A 23,911-nucleotide genomic window follows, 5' to 3' on the forward strand; every position below is an offset into this window, starting at 1 on the left:
TGCACCCATCGACATCGCAGATCAACTCTGCTCAGGATCTGAAAGGCCCCTTCATGACCATGCTTCACGACCGCCTCGCCACGACCGACTCTCCTATCCTCGATGTGCTTGCCGAACGGTGGAGCCCCCGCCACTTTGATGCCACCGCACCTCTTGATGAGGCGGCGCTGCAGAATGCTCTCGAAGCTGCTCGTTGGGCACCCTCGGCTTACAACAGCCAGCCGTGGCGGATGATCGTGGCACGCCGCGGCACGGAACAGCACGCCGCTATCGTCTCAACCCTCAGCGGCTTCAACCAGTCGTGGGCCGCATCCGCGTCAGCATTGATCATCTTCCTCACCGAGCACCACAGCGCTGAGGGCAAGGCACAACCGACTGCCGCCTACGACACTGGCCAGTCCGTTGCCTACTTCACGATCCAGGCTCAAAGCCACGGGCTTTTCAGCCACCAGATGTCAGGATTCGACCCGGATGCCGCAGCAGCAGCCCTCGAGATCGACAACCGCTTCACCCCCACCACGGTCATGGCTGTTGGCGCATTGGGAGACCCCGCCGAAATGACCGACGTGATCCGCGAGCGCGAAACCGCACCCCGTGCACGACGCGCCGCTGCAGAGTCGGTGCTCGTTAACGCGTAACGCGAAGGCTTAATGCGGCCAAGAATACGACGAAAAGGCGCTATTCTCGGCCGTCTTCGAGCGGGATAAGCATCGTACGGAATGCACCTTCTGCGGCGTGAATGTCCCAGATGCGAGAAGCGACGTCATCAATACCGTTGGGCAGCTCAAGTTTGGGAATTCCGCCCGGGATGACGAGCTGACGGATGCGGATCCCCTCCCCTTCGAGCGCTTCGTACAGCATCTCGCCGTAGGCACTCTCGGCGGGGAAGGCGAGCGACGTTCCAGCGAACCCAGCACGCGCCTTCACCGAGGTTCCGCCGTTGATCAGGATGATGCTGCCGTGGCCAGCCTCGCGCATTGCGGGCAGCACCGTGCGCACGGTGTGGATGAGACCGAGTGCCGAGAACTGCAGCGCTTCGAGCGCGAGTTCGGGAGTCAGATCGAGCACCGGCTTCAGGTAATCGCGCGAGGGAAGCGGGCTGTACTGCACGGTGGTGATGGGTCCGAGTTCGGCAGCAGCACGCGCGAGTGCGCCCTCAAGCTGCGCGGGCTCGCGCACGTCCGCAGCAAAACCGCGGGCGGTCACGCCATCCGTTTCGAGCTCAGTGGCGAGCGCATCGAGCTTCGACTGATCGCGTGAGATCAATGCGACAGCGAAGCCTTCGCGCCCGAACCTGCGGGCGACTGCGGCACCCAGTCCTGGGCCTGCTCCGATGATGGCGATAACGGGCATGAGCATCCTTTGATCGAAGCGTTCGGCGGGCCGTGCTGCTCGAAAAGCCTAGCGGCGTTTTTGGGATTGATCCAAACCAGTCGAGGGTTTCGTCGGGAATCGGAGGCTAGACAAACTGCGCTCAGCAAGAAGGCCTCAGCGCTTAGCGCTCGTAGCTTCGCCACTGCTCTTCCACAGTGAATCCCATGGAACGAACTAAACCTAAGCTCGCATCGTTTGCGCCGGCTCCCCCGGCGGCGAAAGTACGCACTCCGTCATTCGCGAACGCGATGATTGAGGCAGCTGCAACCGCTGCCCCGACCCCGGTGCCACGATAGTCCGCGAGCACCGACGCGAAGTCATTATCGCCGACTCCGTCATTGACCTTTCCAACGACCGCTCCAACCAGTCGACCATCATCTAAGGCGCCGAACACCCGCTGGCCGTGCAGCCACAGTCCTTCAACTTCGCTCATCACCGGTAGCGGCTGGTGAGTCGCTGGGGTGAATGGGTAGTCAGCATTGTTGGCTAATTCCAAATCGAATAGAGCATTCGCAAAACTGGCGTCGAGCTCCTGAACCACGATCCCGGTCGCTTGCACCTTGGTCACTACTTGCTCGAGCCTTCTCAGATCAGGCTTCTCTGCCAAGCGAAGGCGGGCACCCCAGGATCGACCCACGATGCGGTAGCCGTTCGCCTCAAGCGCAGAACACCTAGGGTCGTCCTCCCGAACGATCACAACATCATCCATAAACGGAGTCTATGCGCGAGGACATTCGGGCAAGCGGAGCCACGAGGTGAAGCGGCACCTCGCTGCATTCGTGCACGCACTAAATTCTCGCCCAAGAGCCGGCACCCCTAGAAGTGCCGCGTCAGATCCATCCGCTGGTGCAGGATGCGGATCACGTCCACGCTGTTAGCGCCGACAGTATAGAAAATCAGATGACTGCCGATGCCGTAGCGGCGGTAGCCCTCACGAACATCATCGCAAGCACGCCCGCGCTGAGGCTCAGCCGCAATCCGTTCTATCGCTGCCCGCATCTCGGAAATATAGATCTCCGCCTGAGTTGGGCCCCAGCGCTCCTGCGTGTATTCCCAGATCGTTGAGAGGTCTCGCTGTGCGGCCGGGGTAAGGCGATAGCTCGTCACTGCTTCTTCGACGCGACGAAGGCGTCGAAGTCGAACTCTTGCGGCGCCCCACTTTCTTCACCCGCGATAAGTGCGGTCCTCAACGCGGCCATCTGGGTCTCTTGGTCTTCCAACAACCGGAGAGCAGCACGAACGACTTCGCTGGCGGATCGGTACCGTCCGGTTTCGACCTCGCGAGAAAGGAATTCCGCGAAGTGGGCGTCCAAACTGATCGAAGTGTTCTGAGCCATGGGCTCAGAGTACCAATAATTGGTACTCACGAACAGCGCAGACTCGACGGGCCGCGTCATCGATCGTTCGCCGCAGTTAGGATCGCGGGATGAGCATCACCTACCGCGTTGACGCGCCACTTGAACGCGATGCAATCACCGACCTGTACGCAGCAGTGCAGTGGTCGACCTACACGCAAGATCCCGAACGGCTCGAAGCTGCCATCTCGGCATCGCTGAGGGTCGTGACCGCTTGGGATGGCGTCTTTCTGGTCGGCCTCGCACGTGTCGTCGGGGACGGACTAACCATCGTCTATCTACAAGACATCCTGGTCGCACCCGAGCATCACCGCGCCGGGATCGGTCGCGAACTCTTCCTTCGAGTCTTCCAGCCCTACGATGACGTGCGGCAGAAGGTTCTCCTCACCGATGACGAGCCTGGGCAGATCGCCTTCTACCGCGCGATGGGGTTCTCCGAGGTCCGTGATCTTAAACACCGGACGTCGGTTTTCATGAAGTTCGCGTGACGCTGCAGCGACCGATAGCCCGAAGGCCAAGCCGCGACTAGTTGTTGAAGCGGAACTCCACCGCGTTCCGTAGCCGATCAACCTCGGTGTGCTGTTCAGATGACCAGCAATGTCTCAAATGGCTGGCCGGCCGCCGCGGTAATCAAGTCGAAGTCCTTGTCGACGGCGTCAGCCGTTCGGTGGGCATCAACGACAACGGCGGCACATCGAAGACCATCCGCCCCTCCTCTCCTGAGCGCACCAAAAATCGATCTCGAGCCTCGTGATCGCCGAGACCCGGATGAGTCCACGCTCCGTACTCGCATTCCAAACATCGGCGTCTACTACCTGCCCCGGCTGAATCCGCACGTACGCGGACTTGGCAATAATCCATTTCTTCATCACCATGCGTCAGCCATGATGTCCGGGGTAGCGAGGCCGGCGAGAAGGTCCGCCGACCGCTCACCCAGGCGATCTCGGCGCAACCTCCACCGGCGCGGACTCGCCACAGCGACCAGCACCGGCTCCGTGCAGCGACAGTAGGATGGCAGGAGCCCAACGAAGGAGACTTATGTGCCGCGTGCTCGCCTACCTCGGTCCTGAGACACCACTGGAGAACCTCCTACTCAAGCCAGAGAACAGCCTGATCAACCAGGCACTCGACCCCGAACGGCACCCCGAGCTTCAGTTGGCCGGATGGGGATTCGGGATCTGGGGCGAGCACCTGCTGAAGCCCGAAGAACCCTTCATCTACCGCCGACCCATGGCGGCCTTTTACGACGACAACGCCATCCGGATGATCCCCAGCCTCCAAGCCAGCACGATGTTGGCGCATGTGCGAGCCGCAGCGTACGACTCGAAGGTCGTGATGGTCGACGAGAACTGCCACCCGTTCTCCTTCGAGGAGACCCCGTGGATCGTCGCCCAAAATGGCTACCTGCCCAACTGGCAGCTCCTGCAGCGCGAGCTGCTGCAGCACTGCGAGGATCGGTATCTCAAACAGATGCGCGGGAACACGGACACCGAGTTCATCTACGTGCTACTCCTCTCGCTGCTCGAGGGTGACAGCAACGAAGACGTCCAACGAGCGATCGAGAAACTCATCGAGCTGATCGCCCAGGCGATGAAGGACCTCGACCTCGGCGCTCTGACCAAGCTGAAGATGGCCCTCGTGTCGGACGGCCGCATCATCGGCGTCAACGTCGGCCTCGGTCACCAGGGTGAGACCAACCCCGCTGGTGACTGGAAGGAGCTGCGGAAGTCAGCCCCCGACAGCGACGACTTCGCGCTCTCGATGCTCCTCGAACCGATGTACCTACTGATGGGGCGCAACTTCGACGACGACGCAACGACCTACGACTTTGAGGAGTGCGGCGAGGATGACGCGACCGGAGTCATATTCGCCTCCGAGCCCTTGACCGAGGGTGACGACTGGTCGTATCTCGAGTTCGGCGAGATCGTCTTCCTCGAGAAAGACGGTGAGCGCATCACCAAAACCATCAACACACTGAAGGTCTCAGCGCGCTAGGTGTTCTTCTCACGGAGGCTGTGATCTTCATGGCGCCAAAATACTATCTCTGGCGACCTCACACACGTCGTGCTCGAGCACTGAGTGGACGAATACCCATACGCCCGAATCAGAAAACCCCTAGTTGTTGAAACGGAACTCCACGACGTCGCCGTCGCTCATGACGTATTCCTTGCCCTCAACGCGGGCTTTGCCCTTGGCGCGAGCCTCAGCGATGGAGCCGGTCTCAACGAGGTCGTCGAAGCCGATGACCTCAGCCTTGATGAAGCCCTTTTCGAAGTCAGTGTGGATGACGCCGGCAGCCTGAGGAGCCTTGGCACCCTTCGGGATCGTCCAGGCGCGAGTCTCTTTCGGACCAGCCGTGAGATACGTCTGCAGGCCAAGAGTGTCGAAACCGATGCGGGCGAGCTGGTCCAGGCCGCTCTCTTCTTGACCGGTGCTCGCGAGAAGCTCTGCGGCATCCTCCTCGTCGAGGTCGATGAGTTCGGCCTCCAACTTTGCGTCGAGGAAGATCGCCTTCGCGGGGGCAACCAGAGCAGCCAATTCGGCGAGCTTTTCGGTGCTGCCCAGCACCGCTTCATCCACATTGAAAACATAGATGAACGGCTTAGAGGTGAGCAGGCCCAGTTCGCTGATCAGTTCAAGTTCAATCTTGGTCGCCGCCGACAACGGCTTGCCCTCGTTGAGGAAAGCCTGGGCGGCGAGGGCGGCCTCAAGAACTGCGGGCGCTACGCGCTTGGTCTTCAGCTCCTTCTCGTAACGAGCGACAGCCTTTTCCAGCGTCTGCAAGTCAGCAAGGATCAGCTCGGTGTTGATGGTCTCCATGTCGGATGCCGCATCAACCTTGCCATCGACGTGAATAACATCCGGGTCGCTAAAGCCGCGCACGACCTGAGCGATAGCGTCAGCTTCGCGGATGTTCGCCAAGAACTTGTTGCCAAGACCTTCGCCCTCGCTGGCGCCCTGCACAATGCCGGCGATATCAACGAAGGAAACAGGAGCAGGCAGAATGCGCTCACTGTTGAAGATTCCGGCCAGCACCTTCAGGCGCGGGTCGGGCAGGTTGACGATGCCCACGTTCGGTTCGATGGTCGCGAACGGATAGTTCGCGGCGAGCACCGAATTCTTGGTCAGGGCGTTAAAGAGGGTGGACTTGCCGACATTCGGGAGTCCAACGATTGCAATAGTGAGAGCCACAGAAGCCAATCCTACCGGCGATAGCGGCCCCGAGAAACGGGACCGCTATCACTGCGGAGAAAGCCAGCCAGATGCTAGCCGTTGTTTTGCGGGAAGCCCAGGTTGATTCCACCGTGGCTGGGGTCGAGCCAGCGGCTGGTTACAGCCTTCTGGCGGGTGAAGAAACGGATCGCGTCGGGGCCGTAAGCCTTAGTGTCGCCGAATGCCGAGTTCTTCCAACCGCCGAACGAGAAGTACGCAACAGGAACGGGGATCGGCACGTTAATGCCGACCATTCCGACCTCAACTTCACGCTGGAAACGGCGAGCCGCTCCCCCATCGTTCGTGAAGATCGCCGTGCCATTGCCGTACTGCGACGAGTTGATGAGCTCAAGTCCCTCTTCGTAGCTCGCAACGCGAATCACGCTGAGAACCGGGCCGAAGATTTCGTCTTTGTAGACATCAGAATCTGTCGAAACGTTGTCGATCAGGGTCGGGCCAAGCCAGAAACCGTTCGCGTCACCATCGATCTCGATGCCGCGACCGTCAACAGCGATTGTGGCGCCGTCAGTCTCAGCGAGGTCGATGTAGCTGGCGACCTTGTCGCGGTGCTGCTTGGTGATGAGCGGCCCCATGTCGCAATTGCGGGTTCCATCGCCAACCGTGAGGCCGGCCATCCGCTCGCTAATCTTGGCGATGAGCTCGTCAGTAACGGGTTCAACGGCAACGATGACCGAGATCGCCATGCAGCGCTCGCCAGCAGAACCGAAACCAGCATTGACGGCAGAGTCGGCAACGAGGTCGAGGTCAGCGTCCGGAAGCACAAGCATGTGGTTCTTTGCGCCACCGAGAGCCTGAACACGCTTGCCGTGGTGGGCAGCCGTTTCGTAGATGTACTTAGCGATCGGGGTGGAGCCAACAAATGAAATGCTGGCGACATCTGGATGCTCGAGCAGAGTGTCGACGGCGACCTTGTCACCGTGCACAACGTTGAACACACCATCCGGCAGGCCGGCTTCGGTGAAGAGCTCAGCCATCCAGAGCGACGACGATGGGTCTTTCTCGCTGGGCTTCAACACAACAGTGTTACCCGCGGCGACAGCCATCGGGAAGAACCACATCGGCACCATGGCCGGGAAGTTGAACGGACTGATGATGGCGGTCACACCGATCGGCTGCTGCAACGAATACACATCAACACCCGTCGACACGTTTTCGCTGTACTCGCCCTTGCTGAGCTGAGCGATGCCACAGGCGTAGTCAAGAACTTCGAGGCCACGAGCGATCTCGCCGGCGGCATCCGACAGCACCTTGCCGTGCTCAGCCGTGATGATCGCGGCAAGCTCATCCTTGCGAGCATTGAACAGCTCGCGGAAAGCAAACATCACTGCGGTGCGCTTCGCGATCGAGGTATTGCCCCAAGCGGGGAAGGCGGCCTTTGCTGCGGCAACACCAGCGTTGACGTCAGCGACGGATGCGAGAGGAACGGTGCGAGCGACAGCGCCGGTTGCGGGGTTGAAGACATCGCCACGGTTGGGCGAGTCGCCCTCGGTCGCTGAGCCATTGATCCAGTGGGGAATCGTGGAGTACATGGGCCTACTTTCGTTCGGAGGTGTGCCCAGTCTGCGCCCGCAGCGATCTGCAATCAAGACCTATTAGTGCACGGGCAATCTGCAGAAACGCACACAGCGCTGCGGGACGCTAACGGAGCGGCAGCAACTCTGAACTGCGACGCGCAACCTCACGATGCAGGGCTGCCCGCACCAGTTGAACCGCCTCGACATCCGCCGCCTCTTTGCGCACCGAGAGCGCGAACTCGAGCCGAAAACTGACCTCATCGGGCAGCACCGCAACGAGGCCAGGTTCGTGCTCAGCCATGAACGCGTGCAGAAGCCCAATGCCCGCTCCCTGACGGGTGGCCTCGAGCTGCGCAAACACACTCGTGGAACCGAATCCCACCCGCATGTCGCCGAGCACCGGGGCGAGGTCGAGCTCGCGAACGGTGAGCAGGGCATCCACATAAAAGACCAGCGGATGGGTGTCGAGGTCGGCAACCGAATGGATCGGCGGATGAGTAGCCACATAGTCGGGCGAGGCATACAGGCGGAGCGCGTAGGCAGCGAGTGGTTCCGAGGCAAGGCGTGACGTCGCGGATGAGCCGACAGTAATTGCGAGGTCGAAGCCGGCACCGCGCAAGCTCAGGGGACGGGTGGAGGTGACCAGTTCGACCGTGATCGACGGATGCTCCGCCTGCACTGCTGCGAGCGCTGCGGTCACAAAGGTGGCTCCGAAGCCGTCGGGCGCCACGATGCGCACGGTGCCGCGCACTTCGTCAGCTCCCCCGCTGGTTGCCCCGACAACGTTTTCGACGATGTTCTCGAGGCCGGCAGCACGGGTGGCGACTTCGCGGCCGATGGCGGTGAGTTCCCAGCCGTCGGCCCCACGGTCGAGGAGTCGCACACCGAGGGCGGCTTCGAGCCGGTCAATGCGGCGACGCACGGTGGTGTGGTCGACCCCGAGCAAGGTTGCGGCTGACACCATTCGGCCGGCGCGCGCGACAGCAATGAGGTATCGCAGATCGTCGGTGCTCACATCGAGCGGATGCACGGAATCGCTGGCCATTGACCCAGCCTAGAGCGGGCTGGCCGTCACCCCTCTCATTGCGCTCGGCGTTAGTCTCCGCGGGATGTCCCGCGGTGCTCCTCAAAATGTCCCCGCAGGCTGACACACTGACGGAATGGATCCCCTCGTCACCCTCATTGTTGGCCTTCTTATCGGCGCTATTCTTGGCGTGGTCATTGGTCTACTCATAGCCCGAGTGCGCGCAACTGCCCCAACAGGGCGGGTCGACCCTGAGGTGCTGGAGGCACGCCACCTGGCCGCGATTGCGCAGGTCACGGCTGTCGAGCGAGAGCAACAGTCGCGGCTTTCGGCGGAGCTGGCCTCCACTACCGCCCGCGCCGGAGCGCTCGGCGAGCAGGTTGCATCGCTACAAAATCAGTACCGCGAAACCATTGACCGTCAGCGGGATGAGGCGCTGGCACTCGCCGAACGAGAACGCCGCGAATCGAAAGTGTTGCAAGCCCTCACGCCCGTGCAAGAAACACTGCGCACGATGCAGAACAAGGTCACTGAGCTCGAGTCGCAGCGCAGTCTGCAACACGGTGAACTGAGCCAGCAGTTGAAGTCGGCCACGGAATCCGAAGAACGCTTGCGCAGCACGGCCGAGTCACTGGCCTCTGCCCTGCGTAACAACTCCACCCGTGGAGTATGGGGCGAGACTCAGTTGCGCAATGTCGTGCAGGCTGCGGGCCTCATCGAGCGCGTTGATTTCGATGTGCAATCGAGCATTACCTCGGATGCCGGTGCCGGCCGCCCCGACATGGTCGTGCACCTTCCCGGCGGCAAGAACATCGCCGTCGACGCCAAGGTGCCGTTCACTGCTTTCTTGGAGGCGAGTCAGATCTCGGTCACCGCTACGGGAGAAGAGGGTGCCCGCCGCGAGGCTCTCATCAAACAGCACGTGAAGGTGATGCGCGGCCACATCGATACTCTCGCGAGCAAGGCCTATTGGGCGGGGCTCGATGCCTCCCCCGAACTCGTGATTGCGTTCATCCCCAGCGAGTCACTCGTGTCGTCGGCGATGGAAGCGGACCCTTCGATCATGGATTACGCCTTCAACAAGCGCGTAGCGCTCGCCTCCCCCGTCACTCTCTGGTCCGTGCTGAAGACTGTCGCGTTCTCGTGGCAGCAAGACGTGCTCACCGACCAGGCCAAAACGCTGTTCGACCTCAGCAAGGAGCTCTACCAGCGCCTCGCTACTCTCGCCGAGCACGCTGACAAGTTGCGCCGCTCGATCGACGGCACCGTCAACAGCTACAACCAGTTCGCGAACTCTCTAGAAACCCGCGTGCTCGTCACCGCCCGAAAGCTCAACGCCCTCGACGAGTCCAAAGTCATCGGCGCCACCAACACTGTTGAAGGCACACCGAAGCACATCACCGCCGCTGAGATGGAGCTCGACCTGCCCGACGACAGCGCCTAGTCGCGTCGCCGCTAACGACAAAGGGCGCGTTCTCCACTGAGGAGAGCCGCGCCCACTGCACAAAGATGTTTAGTGGTCGAGCCACTTCTCGGCGAGGTGGTCGGCCGAAATGCGGCGGATCGTGCCGGAATGCGAGCGCAAGACAATCGACTCCGTGCGAATGATGGGGCCGTAGCGGCGCACACCCTTCACGAGTCCACCATCGGTCACACCAGTCGCGACAAAGAACGTGTTGTCGCTGGCCACCATCTCGTCTGCCGTGTAGACGTGATCAAACTTGAGCCCGGCATCCATTCCGCGTTGGCGTTCGTCGTCCGTCTGCGGATACAGGATCGTCTGGATCTCGCCGCCGAGCGCCTTAATGGCACACGCCGTAGCAACGCCCTCCGGGCTGCCGCCCACGCCGACACACATGTCGATGCGAGTGCCATAGAGCGCAGCGTTGATTCCGCCAGCAACGTCACCGTCGAGCATGAGGCGAGTACCCGCACCCGCTGCACGAATGTCCTCAATGAGTTGAGCGTGACGCGGACGGTCAAGTACCGCCACCACGATGTCTTCGGGGAGCTTGCCCTTGGCCTTAGCGAGCGCACGGATGTTCTCGCCGATGGGCTTATGGATGTCGACGACGCCAATACCTTCAGCACCCGTAACGATCTTGTCCATGTAGAAAACGGTGGAGGCGTCGAGCATTGTGCCTCGGTCAGAAACGGCAATCATCGAGATCGCGTTCTGCCGACCGGCAGCAGTCAGCGAGGTGCCGTCGATCGGGTCAACCGCAATGTCGCACGCTGGGCCGCGACCGGTGCCGACAAACTCACCGTTGAACAGCATCGGGGCGTTGTCTTTCTCGCCCTCACCAATAACAACAAGGCCATCGAAGTCGACAGTGCCCAAAAACTTGCGCATCGCGTCAACCGCGGCACCATCGGCGCCGAGCTTGTCGCCCTTACCGATGAAGGGAACGGCGCGAATCGCGGCGGCTTCGGTGGCCCGCACAAGCTCAAGAGCGAGGTTGCGGTCCGGGTGGAGGAATAACGTGCCGGTTTCTGTACTCACCTAGAGGCATCCTTCGTTGAAAGTGGTCGACTGGGGACGCGCCGGTGGTGGTCAGCGCGTTCCCCAGCTTACCGGAGCGAAAGGAACTAGGTTCCTGCCGCTCGTCAGCTACCTGAGGTACGGGTGATGATGTCGCCTGGCGCGCAATTCAACGCATCGCAAATCGCGTTCAAGGTAGTGAATCGGATCGCTTTGGCATGGTTGTTTTTGAGGAGTGAAAGGTTCACGGTTGAGATCCCCGTGCGTCGAGAGAGTTCCGTGAGGGTCATCTCTCGGGCTGCAAGTTGGTGGTCCAGAGTGATCGTGATCGTGGCTCCTGCCATCAGACGACGCCATCCGCATCGGTTGCAAAGCGGCTCAGTCGTGCTAGCGCTAGGGCGGTAAAGATCACCAACATGCCTGACACAACAGGAAGTGCGTCGATGCCTGCGAGAAACCCGGGTTCAAGCCAATACTTGTCATCGGCATACACTGCGGCTGCAGCTCGGACCGCAGCCTCATAGTCGAGCTGCCCTGTGACCAGCGATCCGATCATTATGACCAGCCCAGCAGCTCCGATGAGAATTGCGAATAGTGACCAGCGGAGTCGTGCGGTGAGAACGCCGATGCCTGCAGCGACTATCGGCAGCACCGCCAATATCGTCACCACGAAAGCGGCCCACTCCGCCGTGATGAAGGTGTCGAGCACATGTGCCGGGAGGCCCGTAACGGTTGCATCGATGAAGCTCGTCGACGACGGTACTGCCTCGACCGCAGTCCAGCTCGCGACGGCGTTCTCTGCTGTGACGGGCTGTATCGGAATACTTGCGGTAACTGTTCCCGAGGCAATCTCCCCGATCATGTCGAAATGCCACAGTGTTCGCACGGCTGCGACCAGCAGTCCTGCGAACACCACAAGGGTTGCGATGATGGCATTTAGCGGTGATCGTCGAACTCGAGGCGATCCACTAGTATTACGTTTATCGTTATGCATGGCACAACGATAAACGTAATGGTGATGCTGCGCAAGTCCGCCCCAAAACTGCGCCCTAAGCATGTCTCAAGCCCAACGCCGGTGCTCCTGAGTTGGTGAGCGCGTGACCATCGCCGTCGCCCAGAAACGCGAGGCGGAAGCCCGCACCGTCAGCAGAAATTGTCACAATGATCGGTGACGTCGGGTGCTCCCTGCACCCGCCAGCACGCCTGTAACAGTTCGCGCCCGCACAGAGCTGGTGGATAGAATCGACGCGAGCCGTGCCAGAGCGGTAATCGGTACCGTACGAGGAGAGACAACAATGCCCGTCGCAACCCCAGATCAGTACGCAGAAATGCTCGACAAGGCGAAGAAGAACTCTTTCGCCTACCCCGCCATCAACGTTTCATCGTCGTCGACGATCAACGGTGTTTTGCAGGGACTCAGCGATGCCGGGTCAGACGGCATCATCCAGGTCACCACGGGTGGCGCAGACTACTTTGCTGGCCAGTCCGTCAAGGCACGCGCCTCCGGAGCCCTCGCTTTCGCCGCGTTCGTCACCGAGGTTGCTAAGAACTACCCGGTCACAGTTGCGCTGCACACTGACCACTGCCCCAAGAACGCCCTTGACGACTTCGTTTACCCGCTCATCGCGGCATCCGAAGCTGAAGTCAAGGCTGGCCGCAACCCGATCTTCCAGTCGCACATGTGGGATGGCTCGGCCGTTCCCCTTGCCGAGAACCTTGAGATTGCGAAAGACATCCTGCCCCGCATGAAGGCAATCAACTCGATTCTCGAAGTTGAGATCGGTGTTGTCGGCGGCGAAGAAGACGGTGTGAGCCACGACATCAATGACAGCCTTTACACGACGCTGGATGACGTAATCGCTACCGTCGAAGCGCTCGGTCTCGGCGACCAGGGCCGCTACATTGCCGCCCTCACGTTCGGCAACGTGCACGGTGTCTACAAGCCGGGCAACGTGAAGCTTCGTCCAGAACTGCTTGGCGAGATTCAGGCCGGCATCGCCGCCAAGTACGGCACCGATGCCAACCCACTCGACCTCGTCTTCCACGGTGGATCAGGTTCGACGGATGCTGAAATCGCTACCGCCGTTGCCAACGGTGTCATCAAGATGAACATCGACACCGACACTCAGTACGCCTACAGCCGCTCGATCGCGGACAGCGTTCTGAAGAACTACGACGGCTTCCTCAAGATTGACAGCGAGGTCGGAAACAAGAAGATCTACGACCCCCGCGCCTGGGGCAAGACCGCAGAATCCGCACTCGCGTTGCGCGTTGTTGAAGCAACGAAGCAGCTCGGTTCCGCTGGACACTCCGGCAAGTAACTCGTTTCACACGACGGGGTCAGCCTTCGGGCTGGCCCCGTTTGTGCGTTAACGAGGCGCTGCGCCGGTCACTAAGCCGAGCACCAGTCCGAGCACTCACCTGCGCTTAGGGCGCTAGCGCTAGCGCTGACTGGTCGCGTACTCCAGAAATGCTGGGTCGCTGAGGAGCACCCCGCTGAGCACGGCCACCACGATGATGCCCGAAAGCACGGCGCCGGCGAGCGGAATCCAAAACGCGATCCGATTGCGTTGCACTTGGCGTAGCGCCAGAATGATCGTGATGATCAGGATGCTGATGCGCACAATGTTGAGAATGCCGCCAGCCTGAGTTGCCGCGTCTTCGGAAGCAAAGCCTTCGAGGCCCTGAGTCGCGAGCCCTTCAGCCATCAGCGGTCCGAGATTTGTGTAGGTGGAGAAGTAGACGATGATGTCGAAAACACCGAGGAAGAGCAGCGTGGAGGTGATCAAGACATCCCACCGGCGACGGGGTCCTTCGGCGTGCGGGCCAGCCGTTGAGCCCGCTGACGGGGCGGCCGTGGGCTGCGCGATCTGTGAGGCAGGGGATTGCGCTCCAGGAGGCGGGCTAGCCGGCGAGAGCGTGTCGGCAGTTTCACTCGTCGGTGCATCGGGATCAAACGGCGCGTACTCGCCGTATTGCGGTCGGGGGCGCGGGTCAGTCATCGGTTATTGCCAATCAAGTTTGCGATTGCGACCACCGAGGCCGCGTTCGTCGGGGTTGCCTGCAGCGTCGGTGCGCAGTTCTTTGGGCAGGGAGAACATGAGGTCTTCTTCAGCGGTCACCACGCTGGACACATCGCCGTAGCCCGCGTCGGCGAGATCGGCGAGAACTTCTTGAACGAGAACTTCAGGAACGGATGCTCCACTCGTGACGCCGACCGTCGAGATGCCGTCGAGCCACTCTTGCTTGATTTCGCTGGCGTAGTCGACGCGATACGCGGCTTTGGCACCGTACTCGAGGGCAACATCAACCAGACGCACCGTGTTCGAGCTATTGGCACTGCCGACAACAATCACGAGTTCTGCCTCTTCGGCAACTTTCTTGATGGCGACCTGACGGTTTTGGGTCGCGTAACAAATGTCATCACTCGGTGGGTCTTGAAGCGTGGGAAAGCGTTCGCGCAGCAAGCGAACTGTCTCCATAGTTTCGTCAACACTCAGGGTTGTTTGCGAGAGCCAGACAAGGTTGTCGGTGTTCTCGACGACGATGTTGGGAACATCGGCCGGGCTGTTGACGAGAATGGTGCGCTCAGGCGCATGGCCCATCGTGCCCTCAACCTCTTCGTGGCCGTGGTGGCCGATCAGCAAGATTTGGTAGTTATCCCGGGCAAAGCGCGTTGCTTCGCGGTGAACCTTCGTGACAAGCGGGCATGTTGCGTCGATCGCGTGCAATTCGCGATCGGCAGCACCCTTGACCACAGCAGGCGAGACACCGTGGGCAGAAAACACCACGGTCGATCCCTCAGGAACTTCTTCAACCTCATCCACAAAAATTGCGCCTTGGGCCTCAAGGGTCGTCACAACGTGGATGTTGTGCACAATCTGCTTGCGCACATAGATGGGAGCGCCGTAGTTGGCGAGTGCCTTCTCGACCGCAATAACAGCGCGATCCACTCCGGCACAGTATCCGCGTGGCGCGGCCAAGAGCACGCGCTTGCCTCCCGCAACCGGCAGATTTTTCAGCTGTTCGCGGCGTGCAGGCATCGCGGGCATTGCTAGCGCTTGGGCGCTTCCGTTAGAAATGGTGCTCACCTAATTGATTCTACCGAAGACTGCTGCACGAACACCGAGCGCGCAGCAGTATCAGCGGCATCCTCTACCCTGTAATCAGGAGCTTGAGGAGGCTAGGTGACGATTATTGAGGGCCCACCCACTGTCGATGAGCCGTGGCCGGTGTCAGTACTGTCGCAGAAGATTCGCGGCTGGATCGAACGCCTCGGCTCTGCGTGGGTCGAAGGCGAGATCACCCAGTGGGGCGGTTCGGGCGGCAACATCTACGGCAAGCTCAAAGACCTTGAAGTGGATGCCACGATTTCGTTCACGATCTGGTCGTCGGTGCGCACCAAGCTTCCCAACGATCTGAAGCAGGGCGACCGCGTTGTTGCTCTCGTTAAACCCAACTACTGGGTCAAGGGCGGCACCCTCACGATGCAGGTGCTTGAGATGCGCCACGTCGGCCTTGGCGATCTGCTCGAGAAGCTTGAGTTGCTGCGCCAGAAGCTCCGCGCCGAAGGGCTCTTCGAGCACAAGAAGTCGTTGCCATTTTTGCCTAACTGCATCGGGCTCGTCACTGCTAAAGACAGCGACGCCGAGAAAGATGTCATCCGCAATGCTCAATTGCGCTGGCCCGCGGTGAAGTTCCGCACCGCGCACGCTGCGGTGCAGGGCGAGCGTGCACTCAAGGAAGTTTCCCAGGGCATCCGAGAGTTGGATGCCGACCCCGACGTCGATGTCATCATCGTCGCCCGCGGTGGTGGCGATTTTCAGAACCTGCTCGTGTTCAGCGATGAGGCGCTCGTGCGCACGGCTGCGGCATGCGTCACGCCGCTGGTGTCGGCGATTGGTCACGAGAACGATCGACCTTTGCTCGATGAGGTCGCCGACTTGCGAGCATCCACGCCCACTGATGCAGCGAAACGAGTTGTGCCGGATGTCGCTGAAGAGTTGAGCCGAGTGCAGCAGGCTCGTGCCGGTATGCGGCTGCGTATCACTCAGCGGCTCGGCCATGAGGGCGACCGCTTGGAGTCGCTGCGCACGCGACCCGTTCTGGCGAATCCGGTGTCTCTGATCGATTCGCATGCCGACGAGCTCTCGCGCTATGTGTCTCGCAGCAATGAACTCGTCGAGCGCGCCATCGAGAAGGCTCACGCTGGCGTGACCGAGCTCACAGGCCAGTTGCGTGCCCTCTCTCCCCAGCGCACACTCCAGCGCGGCTACGCGATTGCGCAACTACCCGATGGTTCGGCGCTTCGCACGACAGCCGACGCTCCTGACGGCACCGAGCTCTTACTCACAGTGGCCGACGGCAAGATTTCCACCACTGTCACCGGCCAGCCGGCAGACAACTAGAGAACAGTAGAATTACACCGTGGCTACCCCCAACGAAACCCCCGTCAGCGACCTCAGTTACGAACAGGCTCGGGATGAACTCATTTCTGTTGTCAATGAGCTTGAGCAGGGTTCGGCAACGCTCGAACAGTCGCTCGCGTTCTGGGAACGTGGTGAGGCCCTTGCCCAGCGCTGCGAGGAATGGCTCATTGGAGCGCGAGCGCGGCTAGACGCTGCCCGCAGCGGCGGTGCACTCGATGGTGCAGGCGAGACCGGTTCCGACGAGTAATGGCAAAGAACACCGAACAGCGCGTTGTCGCCGAGCTGGGTCGCCCCGAAACTCCCGACGAGACTTTCGCCCGCAAAGCCGAGACTTCTCGCAAGCATCGTGCCAACCAGACGCTCCTCAATCTGGTGGGGGCCACCGTCGCATCCCTCGGAATTGTGCTGTTTTTGGTGCTCGTAGTGGTGCGCCCCAGCGACGAAGCGCCTGTCACCGCGGACTATCAGACCATTGCCGCTGACGCTCAAGTTGATGCAAGCGAACCGCTACTCGCGCCATCGTTGCCCGAGTCGTGGTATTCCAACTCCGCACGCTTGGGAACAACATCGTCGGTGCAGACGTGGTACATCGGTTTTGTGGCGCCTCCCTCGGCGTCTCAATTCATCGCCCTCGAACAGGGCATCGACGCGAACCCCACGTGGTTGGGAATCGTCACTGATGGTGCCGCAGCAACGGACACCATCGTCATCAACGGAATTTCGTGGACCGTTTACGATCGCCGCTCTTCCTCTGACACCGGAAATTACGCATACTCAATGTCGGCAGAGATTGGTGGCAGCACTGTCGTGCTCCACGGCACTGCCGCTAGCTCAGAGTTCGAACTACTCGCAGCATCAATCGCTGCTGACGCGGAGGTGCAATGACGAATCCCACTAGGACACCAGCTCAGGTATGGAACGAGATGGCCCGTGGCAACGAGCGCTTCATTTCTGGTGAGCCCAATCATCCACGTCAGGACGTCGAGCGGCGCACTGAACTCGCCAATGCTCAGGCCCCGCACGCTGCGCTATTCGGCTGCAGCGACTCTCGCCTGGCCGCTGAGATCATCTTTGACAAAGGCCTCGGCGACCTTTTTGTTGTTCGTAACGCTGGCCAAATCATTTCCGATTCTGTCGTTGGTTCTCTCGAATATGCGGTTGGCGTGCTCAACGTCCCCCTTATTTTGGTGCTCGGTCACGACGAATGTGGTGCCGTTGCGGCCGCTATCGAGTCGCAGACCGCGGATGCCCCAACGCTGCCCCCACACATCCAGTCGCTAATCGCTAAGATCGTGCCGGCCGTTCGCCGGGTTGCTGGCAGCGAAACGGGCGCAGTCGATATCGAAACGCTCAGTGCTTCTGATGTTGGCCGCGAACACTTGCGCGAGACCATCGCCGAGCTGCTGAGCACCTCTGAACTGATCAGCGACGCAATCGCCGCAGGTACGCTTGCCGTAGTGGGCGCGAATTACCGCTTGCTTGAAGGTAGGGCTGTTCCCGACGTGATCGTCGGAACGGTCTAGCGCTCTCCACCACGTTCTCACACCAATTCGCTCGCAAACAAAGGACTAGAACGCAGTGACGAGTTCAACCGAATACCGCATCGAACACGACACCATGGGCGAAGTACGCGTGCCCAAGGATGCCCTCTACGGCGCCCAGACCCAGCGCGCCGTAGAGAACTTTCCCATCTCGGGCACTGGTCTCGAACCCGCTCAGATCGTCGCTCTCGCCCGCGTCAAGCGCGCCGCAGCAATGGCCAACAATGAACTCGGCAAGCTCGATCCTGCTATTGCCGATTCCATCGTGGCTGCCGCCGATCAGATCATCGATGGCCAGCACCACAACCAGTTCCCCGTCGACACCTACCAAACAGGTAGTGGCACCTCGTCGAACATGAACATGAACGAAGTTCTTGCTCGTCTCGCGACAGACTCGCTCGGCAGCGCCGTTCACCCCAACGACCACGTCAACGCATCGCAGTCGTCGAACGACGTGTTCCCCACCTCGGTACACCTTGCCGTAACCGGTGCACTCCTCGGCGACCTGATCCCCGCACTTGAGCACCTCGCCCAGGCGCTCGAGGTAAAGGCCGAGCTCTGGAAGGGCGCCGTCAAGGCTGGCCGCACCCACCTCATGGATGCCACCCCCGTCACTCTCGGCCAAGAATTTGCGGGCTACGCTCGCCAGATTCGCCTCGGAATCGCTCGAGTGCAGTCGACCATCCCCCGCGTTGCCGAAGTACCTCTTGGCGGCACCGCTGTCGGAACCGGAATCAACACTCCCCTGGGCTTCCCGCAGCGTGTCATCGCGATCCTCGCCGAGAACTCGGGCCTGCCGATCACCGAGGCCGAAGATCACTTCGAGGCTCAAGGTGCACGCGATGCACTCGTTGAAGCTTCCGGTGCGCTTCGCGTAATCGCCGTCTCGGTCACAAAGATCTGCAACGACCTTCGCTGGATGGGCTCTGGCCCCAACACGGGTCTCGGCGAACTTCAGATCCCCGACCTGCAGCCTGGTTCCTCGATCATGCCCGGCAAAGTCAACCCCGTTATCCCCGAAGCCGTTCTCATGGTGTGCGCCCGGGTAATCGGCAACGACGCGACCATCGCCTGGGGCGGAGCATCCGGAGCCTTCGAACTCAACGTGGCTATCCCCGTGATGGGAACGTCACTACTCGAATCGAGCCGCCTGCTCTCCAACTCGCTACGCGCCCTCGCTGACAAGACCGTCGATGGTCTCGAAGCGAACCTCGAACGCGCGCTCGCGCTTGCCGAATCCTCGCCGTCGATCGTGACACCGCTCAACAAGATCATCGGCTACGAAGCTGCCTCCAAGATTGCCAAGCACGCTGTCGCGCAGTCGATCACCGTGCGCGAAGCGGTAATCGATCTAGGGTTCGTCGAGCGTGGCGAAGTCACCATCGAACAGTTGGATGCCGCACTCGACGTTTTGTCGATGACGACGCCTGGCTAGTTTTCCGATCCCACCAGCGTGAGGGGCGCACCGTCGAGAGTTTCGACGGTGCGTTCTCCTATGGGGTCGTTCAATCTGATCGGAATCAAGACTGAAGCAGTGAGGTCTTCGCCCACGGGACACCCCACGACGTTGTCTGGTGCCGAGCCATCGCTCGGGGTGGGCATGCCATAGAGCACCGAAAGTTGAACGCGCTCTGGAGTCTCGACGGCAACAACGCGGCGTGGAATGCAGAGCAGCGGACCGCGCACCTTGACGACCACATCGGCACGCGTAATGGTGGAATCAGTTTCCGCTGGCGCGCTCCCAATGTAGCCCGGGATGTTTGTGGTGCCCAAGCGCGAAAACGGTTCAAGATCGAGGAGGTAAAGCGGCGCTCGTTCATCGTCGTTTACCGGAAGGTAGCCCTCGATGGGCACGTCGACAAGATTGGCATCCGCCGCACCGGCCGGCTGAAAACTGCGATATACCAGCAACGGTTGAGGCGAGCCCCAGATTTGCTCAACGCTATTAGCGACTGGAGCCTCTACTGGTTCTCGCGCCGACGTCCACACCATGGTGAGCACGACTGCCAGCAACGCGATGCTGAGCGCCACGGCTGCAATGATTTGGCGGTAGGCGTAAGCGGCCCCACCAGGTTCGGAGTTGTGTGCGTTGGACACCGACCACGAAAACAGGCTTCGCCACTGATTTCGGGGAGCAAAAATCGCCCAGAGCGCGGCAACCCCTAAGGGAACCGCAACAAACCACCAAATCGACCCCACGAGAAAACCTTACTTTGCCTGAGCGCACCCCGCTAACACGAGCACGGCGCGCTCAGACATCGAAAGCAGATTGTCAGGCTAGCTCATTGCCCTCCAAGAGTTCGGTGACGAGAGCAGCGATCGCTGACCGCTCAGATCGGGTCAAGGTGATGTGACCGAACAACGAGTGCCCCTTCAACGTCTCGATGACCGAAGCGACGCCGTCGTGGCGTCCGACCCGGAGATTGTCACGCTGCGCGACATCGTGGGTGAGCACGACCCGAGAGTTCTGACCAATGCGACTGAGCACGGTCAGAAGAACATTGCGTTCGAGAGACTGGGCCTCATCCACGATCACGAATGCATCGTGCAGTGAACGACCGCGAATGTGGGTGAGGGGAAGAACTTCGAGCAGACCGCGATCGAGCACTTCCTCAAGCACGTTCTCGGAGACAACAGACCCCAGGGTGTCAAAAACAGCTTGCGCCCAGGGGTTCATTTTCTCGGAGGCATCACCAGGTAGGTACCCCAATTCCTGACCACCGACGGCATACAGCGGTCGGAAGACCATGATCTTGCGGTGTTGCTGCTTCTCTAGCACCGCCTCGAGTCCGGCGCACAGGGCGAGAGCCGACTTTCCGGTGCCCGCGCGACCGCCTAAGGAGACGATCCCGAGCTCCTGATCAAGCAACATGTCGATTGCTAGACGCTGCTCAGCACTTCGCCCGTGAAGGCCGAAAATGTCGCGGTCTCCACGCACCAACGACATCTTGCCGCGAGCGGTCACTCGCGCCAGCGCTGAACCACGTTCGGAGTGCACGACAAGACCGGTGTTGATCGGCAAGTCGCCAACCGCCCGCGAGTGAAGTTCCTCTTTGTCATAGAGTTCGCCGACTTGCTCGCCACTCAGTTCGATCTCGGCCTGACCCGTCCAGCCCGAGTCCACCGCAAGCTCCGCGCGATACTCCTCAGCAGCGAGACCGATGGATGCCGCCTTCACCCGCAGGGGAAGATCTTTCGACACCACAGTGACGTCCAGTCCCTCGTTAGCCAAGTTCAGCGCGACAGCAAGGATTCGGGAATCATTGTCTCCGAGCTGCAGGCCAGACGGAAGCACAGACATATTGGAATGGTTGAGCTCGACGCGTAACGTGCCGCCGACATCTCCGACCGAGATCGGAAAGTCGAGTCGCTCATGCTTGATGCGCATCTCGTCGAGGTTGCGCAAGGCTTGCCGTGCGAAATACCCGATCTCCGGGTCGTTTCGTTTGGCTTCGAGTTCTGTGATGACCACAACAGGAAGAACAACATTGTGTTCGGCGAACCGTTTTATCGAGCTGGGGTCGGAGAGCAAAACTGAAGTATCGAGCACATACGTGCGCTCGGCTTGTCGTTGGGCCCGCCCTCCCGCCTTCGACGTGGTGTTCGTGGTCTTAGGGCTAGCGGTGTCGGCCAACGTGCACTCCATCCCCGAGTGCGCGAGCACTCGGATCCAGTCTGCGAAGACGGCCAGTACTTTACGAAAACGAACTTACGTGGCCGTCTCGATCAGGCGCCATACCTGATGCTTGAACGCTAAACCTGTCGCACGATCTGAGCGAAGCGACACGCCACGCGAATCCATTGCGTCACGAACTGGGGGCACTGTTCATCTTCAGGCCAGCAGCGGGTTGGGCAGCGCTAAAAGTACCCGATCGCCTAGTGCCCGATCGTCTAGTGCTCGATCGCCTAATGCCCGAAGCGGCGATGGCGGCGAGCAAAGTCTCGAAGCGCCCGCAAGAAGTCAACCTCGCGAAGGTCGGGGCCGAGTGCCTCGACAAAATACAGTTCGCTGTGGGCGGTTTGCCACAGCATGAAATCGCTAATGCGCTGTTCACCCGACGTGCGGATGACCAGATCTGGGTCTGGCTGACCCTTCGTGTAGAGGTGCTCACTGATGAGTTCAGGAGTCAACAACTCCGCGAGAGCATCAAGGCTGTGCCCCTCATCGCTGTGGTTTCGAACGATGTTGCGCATTGCTTCAGCGATTTCGTGGCGACCGCCGTAGCCAATCGCTAAGTTGACGTGAAGTCCGGTGTTACTCGCGGTGCGATCTCGTGCGCCGGCGAGTTGCGCTTTGAGAGTTTCTGGGAGTCCGGCGTCCGATCCCACGTGTTGTACGCGCCAGTCACGGAAGTGCGAAAGATCTTCGGCGAGGTCGCCAATGATAGTAAAGAGTTCGCCGAGTTCCTCCGGAGATCGACCCGTGAGGTTGTCTGTTGAGAGAAGGTAAAGCGTCGCCACCGAAATATCGAGATCGTCGCACCAGACGAGAAACTCGCGGTACTTGGCCGCACCGGCGCGATGGCCGTGCGCTGCGGTCTCGAGGTCCTTCAATTTCGCCCAACGCCTGTTGCCATCAATGATCATGGCTACGTGGCGCGGCAATTGCTGGCCCTCTAGCTGGCGCCGCAGTTTCTTCTGGTAAAGACCGTAGAGAAAACCGCGACCTAATGCAGACTGTCGCTTACTCACGGGACTACGTTAGACCACTCCGGCGTTCAGTAAGTGAAAGCGAGACCGGCGTAAACTGTGAAGATGAACCAAGACGCCGCCGATATCGCCGCCGCAGAGGCAGTGGAAAAGGAAGACGCATCGCGACTTCCCGAGCTTCCCTTCGTCGATGATGTGATGACGCTCGACCCCGCGGAGCAGAAACCAACCTGGCGCGGTTGGATTCATGCCGGCACTTTCCCCGTGGCGATTGTGCTCGGCATCATTCTGCTCGTGATGGCCGATGGTGCTGCCGCCAAGATTAGTTCAGCGGTCTTTTTTGCGTCGTCGCTCATGTTGTTCGGAATTTCCGCGCTCTATCACCGCTTCAATTGGAGCGAAAAGACGCGGATGCTACTGAAGCGTTTCGATCACTCCAACATCTTTTTGCTGATTGCGGGTTCGTACACTCCCATCACCGTGCTGGCGCTTCCGCCCGAGAAAGCCACGATTCTGTTGTGGATCGTCTGGACTGGCGCTGCCCTCGGCATCGGGTTCCGCATCTTCTGGGTTGGTGCACCGCGTTGGCTTTATGTTCCGCTGTACATCCTGCTCGGTTGGGGCGCGATGATGTTTATCGTCGACTTCTTCCAAGCCAACTGGATCATGATGACGCTCATCCTCGTCGGTGGACTTTTCTACACCGTTGGCGCAGTCATCTACGGCCTCAAACGGCCGAACCCCATCCCGGGAGTCTTTGGCTTCCACGAGATTTTTCACACGCTAACGCTATTGGCGTTCCTCTGCCACTGGGTCGGCATTTTCCTCGTAGCGACTAATCCGCCCGTTGTGTAGTCGAGTCGTCGCCGTCAGTAGCGTTGTTCGCGGGGAGTTGGTCATCCGCGTCGCTGGTCGCACTGCTCTCGTCGGCCACATCGACCGCGCCACTGGCATCAGCGGCATCAGCGGCATCAGCGGCAGCTTGTTCGCTAAGGATCGCTTCTTGCGCGAGCGCCCGGTAACGCACACGTCGCACCCGCCGGTTCATGTCGACGACGATAAGCAACGTGGCCACCGCAATGAAGAGCGTGCCGAGGAAACCGATAACACCGGGAGTGACCAAGTTAACGTCGCCGTTGTATTCCGGATAAACGCTCGGTTCGGGGCTGGGGGTCGCCGTCCAGAGAATCGCGCTGTAGGCGAGCGAAGTGAAAGAAATCAACTGTTGTCCTCTGGAAAGTTCACTCGATGATTCCATCATGCGAGTTTGCGAATAGCCTTGCAGTAACAAGAATACCGCCCCACGAA

27 protein-coding genes are annotated in these 23,911 nt (G+C 60.3%); 11 read left to right on the forward strand and 16 right to left on the reverse strand.

The window, feature by feature from the left end; all coding sequences use genetic code 11:
• Nucleotides 1-53: 53 nt before the first annotated feature.
• Complete coding sequence (locus FFT87_RS13155; protein ID WP_219949137.1) at nucleotides 54-638, forward strand: nitroreductase family protein; 585 nt, start codon at nucleotides 54-56, stop codon at nucleotides 636-638.
• Nucleotides 639-678: 40 nt separating this feature from the next.
• On the opposite strand, the gene FFT87_RS13160 is transcribed toward FFT87_RS13155, so the two are convergent.
• From FFT87_RS13160 to FFT87_RS13175, 4 genes are all read right to left on the reverse strand, one after another.
• Nucleotides 679-1,353, reverse strand: coding sequence for an SDR family oxidoreductase (locus tag FFT87_RS13160; protein WP_219949138.1), 675 nt, complete (start codon nucleotides 1,351-1,353; stop codon nucleotides 679-681).
• 142 nt (nucleotides 1,354-1,495) lie between these two features.
• Complete coding sequence (locus FFT87_RS13165) at nucleotides 1,496-2,083, reverse strand: GNAT family N-acetyltransferase (RefSeq protein WP_219949139.1); 588 nt, start codon at nucleotides 2,081-2,083, stop codon at nucleotides 1,496-1,498.
• A 107-nt stretch (nucleotides 2,084-2,190) separates the two neighbouring features.
• Nucleotides 2,191-2,481, reverse strand: a complete 291-nt coding sequence (locus tag FFT87_RS13170; protein WP_219949140.1) for a type II toxin-antitoxin system RelE/ParE family toxin — start codon at nucleotides 2,479-2,481, stop codon at nucleotides 2,191-2,193.
• A complete protein-coding gene (locus FFT87_RS13175; protein ID WP_219949141.1) occupies nucleotides 2,478-2,711 on the reverse strand; it encodes a type II toxin-antitoxin system ParD family antitoxin in 234 nt (77 codons plus the stop codon). The genes FFT87_RS13170 and FFT87_RS13175 overlap by 4 nt, the downstream gene beginning before the upstream one ends.
• An 89-nt stretch (nucleotides 2,712-2,800) precedes the next feature.
• On the opposite strand from FFT87_RS13175, the gene FFT87_RS13180 reads away from it, so the two are divergent.
• Together FFT87_RS13180 and FFT87_RS13185 are read left to right on the forward strand one after the other, a co-directional pair.
• A complete protein-coding gene (locus tag FFT87_RS13180) occupies nucleotides 2,801-3,217 on the forward strand; it encodes a GNAT family N-acetyltransferase (protein ID WP_219949142.1) in 417 nt (138 codons plus the stop codon).
• 550 nt (nucleotides 3,218-3,767) lie between these two features.
• Nucleotides 3,768-4,724, forward strand: coding sequence for a class II glutamine amidotransferase (locus FFT87_RS13185; protein WP_219949143.1), 957 nt, complete (start codon nucleotides 3,768-3,770; stop codon nucleotides 4,722-4,724).
• A gap of 120 nt (nucleotides 4,725-4,844) precedes the next feature.
• On the opposite strand, the gene ychF is transcribed toward FFT87_RS13185, so the two are convergent.
• The 3 genes from ychF to FFT87_RS13200 all read right to left on the reverse strand — a co-directional run bounded on the left by ychF (nucleotide 4,845) and on the right by FFT87_RS13200 (nucleotide 8,522).
• Nucleotides 4,845-5,921 carry a redox-regulated ATPase YchF gene (ychF, locus tag FFT87_RS13190; RefSeq protein ID WP_009774221.1) on the reverse strand — a complete coding sequence of 359 codons (1,077 nt, stop codon included), beginning with the start codon at nucleotides 5,919-5,921 and terminating at the stop codon, nucleotides 4,845-4,847.
• Nucleotides 5,922-5,995: 74 nt separating this feature from the next.
• Nucleotides 5,996-7,492, reverse strand: a complete 1,497-nt coding sequence (locus FFT87_RS13195; RefSeq protein WP_219949144.1) for a CoA-acylating methylmalonate-semialdehyde dehydrogenase — start codon at nucleotides 7,490-7,492, stop codon at nucleotides 5,996-5,998.
• 109 nt (nucleotides 7,493-7,601) lie between these two features.
• Nucleotides 7,602-8,522: a LysR family transcriptional regulator gene (locus tag FFT87_RS13200; protein WP_219949145.1), complete on the reverse strand. Its 921-nt coding sequence runs from the start codon at nucleotides 8,520-8,522 to the stop codon at nucleotides 7,602-7,604.
• Nucleotides 8,523-8,637: 115 nt separating this feature from the next.
• Between FFT87_RS13200 and rmuC the strand changes: the two genes are divergently transcribed.
• Complete coding sequence (gene rmuC / locus FFT87_RS13205) at nucleotides 8,638-9,945, forward strand: DNA recombination protein RmuC (protein WP_219949146.1); 1,308 nt, start codon at nucleotides 8,638-8,640, stop codon at nucleotides 9,943-9,945.
• A 69-nt stretch (nucleotides 9,946-10,014) separates the two neighbouring features.
• Here the strand turns inward: rmuC and glpX are convergent, their stop codons facing one another.
• The 3 genes from glpX to FFT87_RS13220 all read right to left on the reverse strand — a co-directional run bounded on the left by glpX (nucleotide 10,015) and on the right by FFT87_RS13220 (nucleotide 11,977).
• Nucleotides 10,015-11,004, reverse strand: a complete 990-nt coding sequence (gene glpX, locus FFT87_RS13210) for a class II fructose-bisphosphatase (protein ID WP_219949147.1) — start codon at nucleotides 11,002-11,004, stop codon at nucleotides 10,015-10,017.
• 104 nt (nucleotides 11,005-11,108) lie between these two features.
• Complete coding sequence (locus FFT87_RS13215) at nucleotides 11,109-11,327, reverse strand: helix-turn-helix transcriptional regulator (protein ID WP_219949148.1); 219 nt, start codon at nucleotides 11,325-11,327, stop codon at nucleotides 11,109-11,111.
• A complete protein-coding gene (locus FFT87_RS13220; RefSeq protein WP_219949149.1) occupies nucleotides 11,327-11,977 on the reverse strand; it encodes a hypothetical protein in 651 nt (216 codons plus the stop codon). Before FFT87_RS13220 ends, FFT87_RS13215 begins: the two co-directional genes overlap by 1 nt.
• Nucleotides 11,978-12,278: 301 nt before the next feature.
• On the opposite strand from FFT87_RS13220, the gene fbaA reads away from it, so the two are divergent.
• Nucleotides 12,279-13,304, forward strand: a complete 1,026-nt coding sequence (gene fbaA / locus FFT87_RS13225) for a class II fructose-bisphosphate aldolase (RefSeq protein WP_219949150.1) — start codon at nucleotides 12,279-12,281, stop codon at nucleotides 13,302-13,304.
• Nucleotides 13,305-13,424: 120 nt separating this feature from the next.
• Here fbaA and FFT87_RS13230 read toward each other — a convergent pair whose 3' ends face one another.
• Both FFT87_RS13230 and FFT87_RS13235 read right to left on the reverse strand, forming a co-directional pair.
• Complete coding sequence (locus FFT87_RS13230; RefSeq protein ID WP_219949151.1) at nucleotides 13,425-13,985, reverse strand: DUF6264 family protein; 561 nt, start codon at nucleotides 13,983-13,985, stop codon at nucleotides 13,425-13,427.
• 3 nt (nucleotides 13,986-13,988) lie between these two features.
• Nucleotides 13,989-15,035: a 4-hydroxy-3-methylbut-2-enyl diphosphate reductase gene (locus tag FFT87_RS13235; protein WP_219950841.1), complete on the reverse strand. Its 1,047-nt coding sequence runs from the start codon at nucleotides 15,033-15,035 to the stop codon at nucleotides 13,989-13,991.
• 135 nt (nucleotides 15,036-15,170) lie between these two features.
• On the opposite strand from FFT87_RS13235, the gene xseA reads away from it, so the two are divergent.
• From xseA to FFT87_RS13260, 5 genes are all read left to right on the forward strand, one after another.
• Nucleotides 15,171-16,391, forward strand: a complete 1,221-nt coding sequence (gene xseA / locus FFT87_RS13240; protein ID WP_219949152.1) for an exodeoxyribonuclease VII large subunit — start codon at nucleotides 15,171-15,173, stop codon at nucleotides 16,389-16,391.
• A gap of 19 nt (nucleotides 16,392-16,410) precedes the next feature.
• Complete coding sequence (locus tag FFT87_RS13245; RefSeq protein ID WP_219949153.1) at nucleotides 16,411-16,659, forward strand: exodeoxyribonuclease VII small subunit; 249 nt, start codon at nucleotides 16,411-16,413, stop codon at nucleotides 16,657-16,659.
• Nucleotides 16,659-17,297: a DUF4245 domain-containing protein gene (locus FFT87_RS13250; RefSeq protein WP_219949154.1), complete on the forward strand. Its 639-nt coding sequence runs from the start codon at nucleotides 16,659-16,661 to the stop codon at nucleotides 17,295-17,297. The genes FFT87_RS13245 and FFT87_RS13250 overlap by 1 nt, the downstream gene beginning before the upstream one ends.
• Nucleotides 17,294-17,935, forward strand: a complete 642-nt coding sequence (locus tag FFT87_RS13255) for a carbonic anhydrase (RefSeq protein WP_219949155.1) — start codon at nucleotides 17,294-17,296, stop codon at nucleotides 17,933-17,935. The genes FFT87_RS13250 and FFT87_RS13255 overlap by 4 nt, the downstream gene beginning before the upstream one ends.
• Nucleotides 17,936-18,029: 94 nt before the next feature.
• Nucleotides 18,030-19,388 (forward strand): aspartate ammonia-lyase, encoded by a 1,359-nt coding sequence (locus FFT87_RS13260; RefSeq protein WP_255560160.1) that lies wholly within the window; start codon nucleotides 18,030-18,032, stop codon nucleotides 19,386-19,388.
• On the opposite strand, the gene FFT87_RS13265 is transcribed toward FFT87_RS13260, so the two are convergent.
• The 3 genes from FFT87_RS13265 to FFT87_RS13275 all read right to left on the reverse strand — a co-directional run bounded on the left by FFT87_RS13265 (nucleotide 19,385) and on the right by FFT87_RS13275 (nucleotide 22,645).
• Nucleotides 19,385-20,152: a fumarate hydratase gene (locus tag FFT87_RS13265; RefSeq protein WP_219949157.1), complete on the reverse strand. Its 768-nt coding sequence runs from the start codon at nucleotides 20,150-20,152 to the stop codon at nucleotides 19,385-19,387. The two genes, FFT87_RS13260 and FFT87_RS13265, sit on opposite strands and share 4 nt — an antisense overlap.
• Before the next feature lie 73 nt (nucleotides 20,153-20,225).
• Nucleotides 20,226-21,587 (reverse strand): PhoH family protein, encoded by a 1,362-nt coding sequence (locus FFT87_RS13270; protein WP_219949158.1) that lies wholly within the window; start codon nucleotides 21,585-21,587, stop codon nucleotides 20,226-20,228.
• A gap of 272 nt (nucleotides 21,588-21,859) precedes the next feature.
• Nucleotides 21,860-22,645, reverse strand: coding sequence for an isoprenyl transferase (locus tag FFT87_RS13275; RefSeq protein WP_219949159.1), 786 nt, complete (start codon nucleotides 22,643-22,645; stop codon nucleotides 21,860-21,862).
• 63 nt (nucleotides 22,646-22,708) lie between these two features.
• Between FFT87_RS13275 and FFT87_RS13280 the strand changes: the two genes are divergently transcribed.
• Nucleotides 22,709-23,458, forward strand: coding sequence for a hemolysin III family protein (locus tag FFT87_RS13280; RefSeq protein WP_219949160.1), 750 nt, complete (start codon nucleotides 22,709-22,711; stop codon nucleotides 23,456-23,458).
• Here the strand turns inward: FFT87_RS13280 and FFT87_RS14670 are convergent.
• Nucleotides 23,439-23,825: a hypothetical protein gene (locus FFT87_RS14670; RefSeq protein WP_255559952.1), complete on the reverse strand. Its 387-nt coding sequence runs from the start codon at nucleotides 23,823-23,825 to the stop codon at nucleotides 23,439-23,441. The genes FFT87_RS13280 and FFT87_RS14670 overlap by 20 nt on opposite strands.
• Nucleotides 23,826-23,911: the final 86 nt, after the last annotated feature.

The sequence above is a fragment of the Salinibacterium sp. M195 genome (genome assembly GCF_019443965.1).
In the GTDB taxonomy this organism is placed as follows: domain Bacteria; phylum Actinomycetota; class Actinomycetes; order Actinomycetales; family Microbacteriaceae; genus Rhodoglobus.

Coding starts and splice junctions, on each gene's coding strand:
- FFT87_RS13215 (WP_219949148.1), bottom strand. CDS start 11,327: ATGGCAGGAGCCACGATCACGATCACTCTGGACCACCAACTTGCAGCC.
- FFT87_RS13280 (WP_219949160.1), top strand. CDS start 22,709: ATGAACCAAGACGCCGCCGATATCGCCGCCGCAGAGGCAGTGGAAAAG.
- rmuC (WP_219949146.1), top strand. CDS start 8,638: ATGGATCCCCTCGTCACCCTCATTGTTGGCCTTCTTATCGGCGCTATT.
- FFT87_RS13165 (WP_219949139.1), bottom strand. CDS start 2,083: ATGGATGATGTTGTGATCGTTCGGGAGGACGACCCTAGGTGTTCTGCG.
- FFT87_RS13235 (WP_219950841.1), bottom strand. CDS start 15,035: ATGCCCGCGATGCCTGCACGCCGCGAACAGCTGAAAAATCTGCCGGTT.
- fbaA (WP_219949150.1), top strand. CDS start 12,279: ATGCCCGTCGCAACCCCAGATCAGTACGCAGAAATGCTCGACAAGGCG.
- FFT87_RS13250 (WP_219949154.1), top strand. CDS start 16,659: ATGGCAAAGAACACCGAACAGCGCGTTGTCGCCGAGCTGGGTCGCCCC.
- FFT87_RS13180 (WP_219949142.1), top strand. CDS start 2,801: ATGAGCATCACCTACCGCGTTGACGCGCCACTTGAACGCGATGCAATC.
- FFT87_RS13220 (WP_219949149.1), bottom strand. CDS start 11,977: ATGCATAACGATAAACGTAATACTAGTGGATCGCCTCGAGTTCGACGA.
- FFT87_RS13160 (WP_219949138.1), bottom strand. CDS start 1,353: ATGCCCGTTATCGCCATCATCGGAGCAGGCCCAGGACTGGGTGCCGCA.
- FFT87_RS13175 (WP_219949141.1), bottom strand. CDS start 2,711: ATGGCTCAGAACACTTCGATCAGTTTGGACGCCCACTTCGCGGAATTC.
- FFT87_RS13195 (WP_219949144.1), bottom strand. CDS start 7,492: ATGTACTCCACGATTCCCCACTGGATCAATGGCTCAGCGACCGAGGGC.
- FFT87_RS13255 (WP_219949155.1), top strand. CDS start 17,294: ATGACGAATCCCACTAGGACACCAGCTCAGGTATGGAACGAGATGGCC.
- FFT87_RS13230 (WP_219949151.1), bottom strand. CDS start 13,985: ATGACTGACCCGCGCCCCCGACCGCAATACGGCGAGTACGCGCCGTTT.
- FFT87_RS13200 (WP_219949145.1), bottom strand. CDS start 8,522: ATGGCCAGCGATTCCGTGCATCCGCTCGATGTGAGCACCGACGATCTG.
- FFT87_RS13260 (WP_255560160.1), top strand. CDS start 18,030: ATGGGCGAAGTACGCGTGCCCAAGGATGCCCTCTACGGCGCCCAGACC.
- FFT87_RS13155 (WP_219949137.1), top strand. CDS start 54: ATGACCATGCTTCACGACCGCCTCGCCACGACCGACTCTCCTATCCTC.
- FFT87_RS13185 (WP_219949143.1), top strand. CDS start 3,768: ATGTGCCGCGTGCTCGCCTACCTCGGTCCTGAGACACCACTGGAGAAC.